The 7,392-nt window shown below is 69.9% G+C and carries 3 protein-coding genes; 2 read left to right on the top strand and 1 reads right to left on the bottom strand.

Going from position 1 to position 7,392, the window contains the following annotated elements; genetic code table 11:
- Nucleotides 1-1,292, bottom strand: a 1,292-nt coding sequence (locus K2Z83_RS10525) for a glycosyltransferase (protein ID WP_220595141.1), incomplete at its 3' end; no start/stop codon positions are given.
- A gap of 674 nt (nucleotides 1,293-1,966) precedes the next feature.
- Here K2Z83_RS10525 and gltB point away from each other — a divergent pair.
- Together gltB and K2Z83_RS10515 are read left to right on the top strand one after the other, a co-directional pair.
- Nucleotides 1,967-6,601, top strand: a complete 4,635-nt coding sequence (gene gltB, locus K2Z83_RS10520) for a glutamate synthase large subunit (protein WP_220595140.1) — start codon at nucleotides 1,967-1,969, stop codon at nucleotides 6,599-6,601.
- 180 nt (nucleotides 6,602-6,781) lie between these two features.
- On the top strand, nucleotides 6,782-7,171 hold the full coding sequence (locus K2Z83_RS10515) for a hypothetical protein (RefSeq protein WP_220595139.1): 390 nt from the start codon (nucleotides 6,782-6,784) through the stop codon (nucleotides 7,169-7,171).
- Nucleotides 7,172-7,392: the final 221 nt, after the last annotated feature.

Here is a 7,392-nt window from a genome sequence, read left to right as displayed (position 1 = left end):
CCTCCTGCCTCCTGCCCTCCGCCTCCCGCCTCCTGCCCCGCGCTTCCTGCCCCCCTCTCCTCCCACAGCGGCCGCTCGCGGATCCGGCGTAGGGCGGGCCAGCCGTAGAGGCGGGCGAGGAAGCGGGCGTAGCCGAGGGCGGCGGCGGCGAGGCTGTGCTCGGCGGCCACGAAGGCCCGCGCGCGCGCGCCGAGGGCGGCGGCCGTGGCGGGGCTGTCGAGCAGCAGCCGGCAGTAGGCCAGGATGAGCTCGCCCTCCGACGCGTCGGCGTCGACCTGGGCGGCCACGCCGGCGGGCAGCTCGGCGAAGGAGCCGACCGCGCTGACCAGGGTCGGTCGGCCGGCGCCTAACAGCCGTAGCAGGCTCGCGCTGGTCTCCCCTGCGGTGGGGTGGCGCAGGTTGATGCAGATGTCGGCGGCGGCCACATAGTCCTCGAACTGCTCGCGCGGCGCGTAGCCGGTGACGGTGACATGCTCGGACAGCCCCATGCGCCCGATCAGGCCGGGCAGGTCGTAGTTGGGCGAGACGCTGCCGACGAGGATGTAGCGCGCGTCGCGGCCCTCGTCGCGCAGCAGGCGCAGGGCGCGCAGGGCCGGCTCGACCCGCTTCCAGGCGTTGATGTGGCCGAAGCTGGCCAGGATATCGGCGCCCTCGGGCAGGCCCAGGCGGGCGCGGGCATCGTCGCGACTCACCGCCGCCGGCAGCGGCACGCCCATAGGCACCACGGCCGAGGGCAGCTCGGGGCGGATGGCGGCGGCGCGCGCGGCCACGTAGCGGCTGTGGGCGATCAGACCGCGGGCGGCGGTCAGGACCGGCTCGCAGCAGGGGAAGTCGAATGCGGCGTCGGTAAAGCGCGATCGGATCATGAGCTGGGCCATGTGCGCGCCGGGCTCGCCGTAGCGCGCGGCCATGGCGCGCACGTAGATCTGCACGTCGCGCTGGACGTTGGCGGCGTACCAGAGCATAAAGTGGTGCAGCACCAGCTCGTGCATGACGATCACGCCCGGCATGCGCTGGGCCGCGCGCCAGATCCCGGCGTGGGCCGGGCTGTTGCCCATGTGGTAGACGATGCCGTCGTAGCGGCGGCGACGTAGCTCGCGCGGCAGCCTCCGCAGCGGCAGCACCTCCAGGTGCGCGGCCAGATCGGGGTTCGTGGGCCGCAGCCCGTCCTCGACGAACAGCGTGATCTCGGCGTACTGCCCCAGGTAGGGCAGCAGCTCCTCGCTGTAGTCAGAGATCCCCGACGGCGCGGGGTTGACCGGCGAGCAGTAGGCGATTCGTGGGGTGTGCATGGCGCTATTATAAGGGAACAGGGGATTAGGGGACAGGGGACAGGGCGCAGATCGGTCGCCCCCTGTCCCCTGTCCCCTGTCCCCTGCCCCCCAACTTGTACACTTTGCCCAATAGCGCTTGACAGAACGTAGACAACCTAGTATCATTTACGTTAATACCTAACTGGCGTTTAACTATTCTGCCCTGGCGCAATGATGCCCTGACGAGAGCTCGACGACATGAGCTCCCGTTCTTTGCGTTAGACAAGGCCTCAGCATACGTTACAGTTCAGGCAATTGCACTGCATCAGGATGCGGTATTTCTGTACCCTGTACCCTGTACCCTGTACCCTGTACCCTTGTCTTAGGCGAAAGCGCCACCCTGCCACACAACCCGCACGACCTCGTCCTCATACGGCCCGCGCCGGGCGTCCCACCGAAGAGCCCCGGCAAGCCCCCACTCGCGCGAAGACGCGCACCGGGGGCATTTCGCTATCCGCCGCAGCGCTGCGGCTCCCAGATGACGCGACGATGACGCTCGCCAATGCCTCAGTGTGCTGAGGGCAGGCGGGCGTTTGGTTTTGTCGCATTACACGTGTTCGCCGCTCCCGTAGCGCCGCAGCACGTCCCGCAGCTATCGGCTATCGGCTATCGGCTGTCGGCTATCGCAGGCCAGCCAGTGTAAGGGTACAGTGATGCAACTTCCTGAGCGAGACCTCCACGGCCTCTATGACCCCCGCTTTGAGCACGACGCCTGCGGGATCGGCTTTGTCGCCCAGATCCACGGCGCGGCCGCCCACAGCACGCTGACGATGGCCCTTGAGGCGCTCTGCAACCTGGAGCACCGCGGGGCCGTCGCCGATGATGCGAAGACGGGCGATGGCGCCGGCGTCCTGGCGCAGCTGCCGCGCGAGCTGCTGCTGCGCGAGCTGGCGGCCCAGGGACTCACGGCCGACCCAGACCGGCTCGCCCTCGGGATGTTCTTCCTCCCCCAGGACTCGGCCCAGCGCGAGGCCTCCCGCACGATCATCGCCGAGGCCCTGGGGTCGCGCGGGTTCGCCCTCCTCGCCTGGCGCGACGTGCCGGTCGACCCGGAGGTCCTCGGCGACCGCGCCCGCGAGGCGATGCCCCACATCTGCCAGGCGATCATCGAGCGGCCCCATGGCGGCCCGGCGACCACCTGCGAGCGTGGCCTCTTCCTGGCCCGCAAGCAGATGGAGGCGGCCTTCAGCGCCCAGGGCCTCGCGGCATACGTGCCCTCGCTCTCCTGCCACACGGTCGTCTACAAGGGCCTGCTGCTCGGCAGCCACATGGCCGACTTCTACGCCGACCTGCGCGACCCGGCCTTCGTCACGGCCCTGGCGGTCTATCACCAGCGCTACTCCACCAACACCTTCCCGACATGGGAGCGCGCCCAGCCCTTCCGCATGCTCTCGCACAACGGCGAGATCAACACCGTGCAGGGCAACGCCAACTGGATGCGCGCCCGCGAGGCGGCCCTGGTGCTCCCCGAGGACTTCCTGCCCGGCAGCGCCGACGCCTCGGCCCTGCTCACGCCGGTGCTCGACACCAGCGGCAGCGACTCGGCCCAGCTCGATAACGCCCTGGAGCTGCTCGTGCTCGCCGGGCGCGACATCCGCCACGCGATGACGATGCTGGTGCCCGAGGCCTGGGAGAAGATCCCCGACCTCAGCCCGGCCCTGCGGGCCTTCTACCAGTACCACGCCTGCCTGATGGAGCCCTGGGACGGCCCGGCCGCCCTGACCTTCTGCGATGGCAGCGTGGTTGGCACGACCCTCGACCGCAACGGCCTGCGCCCGGCCCGCTATATCGTCACCGACGACGGCCTGGTGATCTCCGGCTCCGAGGTCGGCGCAGTGAGCATCGACGACTCGCGGATCGTCCATAAGGGCAAGCTCGGCCCCGGCCAGATGATCGCCGTGGACACGGCCACCGGCCAGCTCTACACCGATGAGGATATCAAGGGCCGCCTGGCCGCCCACCAGCCCTACGAGCTCTGGCTCAGCCAGCACCTGCAGAGTATTGCAGATTGCAGATTGCAGATTGCAGAGGGCGAGGACAATCTGCAATCTGCAATCGACAATCTGCAATCACTTCAGATGGCCTTCGGCTACACCTCCGAGGAGCTGAATGTGGTGCTGCGGCCGATGCTCAGCAGCGGCCACGAGCCGGTGGGCTCGATGGGCGACGACACGCCCACCGCCGTGCTCTCACAGCTGGAGCTGGGCCGCCCGCTCTTCCAGTTCTTCAAGCAGCGCTTCGCCGAGGTGACGAACCCGCCGATCGACTCGCTCCGCGAGGAGCTGGTGATGTCGCTCAGCGTGGCCGTCGGCACCCGGCGCAACATCCTCGCCGAGACGCCCGAGCACGCCCACCTGCTCCAGCTCACCTCGCCCATCCTCAGCGACGCCCAGATCGCCACGCTGCGCCGGGTGGACGACCCGCTCCTGCGCAGCGTGACGGTCTCGTCGCTGATGCCGGCGTCCGGCTCGTCTATGCCCGCTGCGGTGGCCCGGCTCTGCCAGGACGCCGAGGCCGCCGTGCGCGGCGGCGCGGCGATCGTGATCATCAGCGATAAAGGAGTGGACGCCGACCACGCGCCCATCCCGGCCCTGCTCGCCGTCGGCGCGGTCCACCACCACCTGATCCGCACCGGCCTGCGCTCGCTGATCAGCCTGCTCGCCGAGACCGGCGAGCTGCGCGAGGTACACCACCTGGCCTGCATGGTCGGCTACGGCGCCGAGGCGATCAACCCCTACCTGGCGCTGGCCAGCGTCCGCCAGATCGCCCTCGACCGCGACGCCCTCAAGGAGCGCACCCGCGAGGGCACGACCCCGGCCGACCCGGCCGACCCGCGCACGCTGACCCTGGCCGATGAGGCCGAGCAGCACTTCACCCACGCCCTGGAGAAGGGCCTGCTGAAGACCATGTCGAAGATGGGCATCGCCGCACTGGACAGCTACTGCGGCGCCCAGATCTTTGAGGCCCTCGGCCTCGACCAGGAGCTGGTGGACCAGTGCTTCGTCGGCACGCCCACCCGCGTCGGCGGGATCTCCTTCGCCAAGCTGGAGGCCGATGTGCTGGCCCGCCACGCCCGCGCCTTCCCCGCCGAGGACGTAGGGACAGAGCGCGCCCCGTCCCTGCCGCACCCCGGCTTCTACAAGTTCAAGCGGGACGGCGAGAACCACGCCTTCAGCCCGCCGGTGGTTCACGCCCTGCACAAGGCCGTCCAGAGCCCGCACGCCCTCAACGGCGACAGCCACAGCGACACGCCCTCGGCCGCGGGCTACGCGACCTACCAGCGCTACGCCGAGCTGGTGAATGGCCGCGTGCCCACCGAGCCGCGCGACCTGCTCGATCTCCTGCCGGCCGGCGCGCCGGTGCCGCTCGATGAGGTCGAGTCGATCGACGCGATCGTGGCCCGCTTCTCCACGGCGGCCATGAGCCTCGGCTCCACCAGCGCCGAGTCGCACGTCACGCTCTCGATCGCCATGAACCGCCTGGGCGGCATGTCGAACAGCGGCGAGGGCGGCGAGGCATCCGAGCGCTACAAGGACGAGCGCAACAGCCGGATCAAGCAGGTGGCCTCCGGGCGCTTCGGCGTGACGCCGGCCTACCTGGCCAGCGCGACCGAGCTCCAGATCAAGATGGCCCAGGGCGCCAAGCCCGGCGAGGGCGGCCAGCTGCCCGGCCACAAGGTGAACGAGGAGATCGCCAGGATCCGCCACACCGTGCCCGGCGTGGCCCTGATCTCGCCGCCGCCCCACCACGACATCTACAGCATCGAGGACCTGGCCCAGCTGATCTACGACCTCAAGCAGGTCAACCCGAACGCCTTCGTCTCGGTGAAGCTGGTCTCCACCTCCGGGGTGGGCACGATCGCCGCCGGCGTGGCCAAGGGCTACGCCGATGTGATCCTGATCAGCGGCTACAACGGCGGCACCGGCGCCGCGCCGCTCAGCAGCATTAAGAATGTCGGCATCCCCTGGGAGCTTGGCCTCGCCGAGACCCAGCAGACCCTAGTGCTGAATGGGCTGCGCGAGCGGGTGCGCCTGCGCGCCGACGGCGGACTGAAGACGGGCCGCGACCTGGTGGTGGCCGCGATGCTCGGCGCCGACGAGTTCTCCTTCGGCACGGCGGCCCTGGTGGCCGAGGGCTGCATTATGGCCCGCGCCTGCCACAATAACACCTGCCCGGTCGGCATCGCCACCCAGCGCGCCGACCTGCGGGCCAAGTTCCCCGGCAAGCCCGAGATGGTGATGTCCTTCTTCCGCTACCTGGCCCAGGAGGTGCGCGAGATCCTGGCCTCCCTCGGCCTGCGCTCGGTCGATGAGGCCGTCGGCCGGGCCGACCTGCTGCGCCAGCGACAGACCGGCTTCGTTGGCGCGGACCTGCTCGACCTGAGCCCGGTGCTCGGCGCGGCGCGAATGCTCGACGGCAGCCCCATCCGCCACGGCGGCCGGCCCAATAAGCTGCCCGGCGGGGAGAGCCTGCACGACCAGATCATCCACGACACCAAGGGCGCGCTCTCGGCCCGCGGCCCAGCCAAGCTGCGCTACACCATCCGCAACCGCGACCGCTCGGTGGGCGCGCGGCTCAGCGGGGCGATCAGCCAGATCTACGGCGACAAGGGCCTGCCCGCCGACACGGTCACGATCGCCTTCCAGGGCAGCGCCGGCCAGAGCTTCGGCGTCTTCAACGCCCCCGGCGTCACCCTGAACCTGATCGGCGAGGCCAACGACTATGTCGGCAAGGGCATGGCCGGCGGCCTGATCACCATCGCCCCCGACCAGAGCGCCCGCTTCGCCTGGCACGAGAATGTGATCGCCGGCAACACGCTGCTCTACGGGGCCACCGGAGGCGAGCTCTACGCCGCCGGCCAGGTCGGCGAGCGCTTCGCGGTGCGCAACTCGGGCGCCACCGCCGTGGTCGAGGGCATCGGCGACCACGGCTGCGAATATATGACCGGCGGCACGGTGGTGATCCTCGGGCACACGGGGCGCAACTTCGGCGCCGGTATGACTGGCGGCACAGCCTATATCCTCGATGAGGTAGGCACCCTGGCACAGCGCTGTAACCCGCAGCTGATCGAGCTGCGGCCCCTGAGCGCCCGCGATGAGCCCCGCCTCCAGCAGCTTATCCGCCGCCACGCCGAGCTGACGGGCAGCCCGCGCGCCTCCGAGATCCTGGCCCGATGGGACACCTACCGCGGCCTGTTCCGCACGGCGATGCCCCGCGAGGCGGTGGCGAAGATCGAGGCCGAGGCTGAGGGCACCGAGGAGCGCCCGGTTAAGCAGCACGCCGCGTAGATGACCGGTAGATAGAGGGGCGAACGCCGTTGGCGTTCGCCCCTCTATCATATCCGGCGCGCACGCACACCGTAGCTGCCACATCCCTCCACCGCTTCTCCACACTCCCCTGCTAAACTGAGGCTGTCAGATAGATAGCCCCCGGCCGACTGGCCGGACAGCCTGTAGAGGAGAACTCCAATGAAGCGCATCACACTCTTTCTGGTGGCGACGATCGCGATAGCCTTCGGTGCCCTGCTCGCCCTCGGCGCGAGCGCGGCCTTTGCCCAGGGGCCGCAGGGGGCGGCGACGGATGCCCCGATGACCCAGATGATGGGCCGCGGCCACGGCCAGATGGGCGGACAGCAGGATCAGATGACCGGGGCGCAGGGCCAGATGATGGGCCAGGGCCACGGCCAGGGCCAGGGCCACGGCGACGGCACCGGCACCGGCACATGCGATGGCACCGGTGCGGGGTCTGGCGACGGCACCGGCACCGGCACATGCACCAATGACGCGGATGGCGACGGCGTCTGCGACAACACGGGCCAGGGCCAGGGCCACGGCCAGCGCCGCGGGCCGAACCGGTAGATGGGATGGCAGCAGAGCCGACGCACACGCCCCGCGCATCTCGATGCGCGGGGCGTGTGCGTCGGCTCTGCGCTATAATGACCGGGGCTGATGTTCGCCCGAAGGGAGCGTAACCGATGCAGACCATCCTTGTGGTAGATGACGACCACCAGATCGTGCGGCTGGTGGGCTCCTATCTGGAGCAGGCCGGCTACCGCGTGCTGACGGCCTACGACGGCGAG

Origin of the sequence: Oscillochloris sp. ZM17-4, from assembly GCF_019599295.1 — a bacterium.
GTDB lineage: Bacteria > Chloroflexota > Chloroflexia > Chloroflexales > Chloroflexaceae > Oscillochloris.
This window is presented reverse-complemented; position numbering and strand designations above follow the sequence as displayed.

Coding starts and splice junctions, on each gene's coding strand:
- gltB (WP_220595140.1), top strand. CDS start 1,967: ATGCAACTTCCTGAGCGAGACCTCCACGGCCTCTATGACCCCCGCTTT.
- K2Z83_RS10515 (WP_220595139.1), top strand. CDS start 6,782: ATGAAGCGCATCACACTCTTTCTGGTGGCGACGATCGCGATAGCCTTC.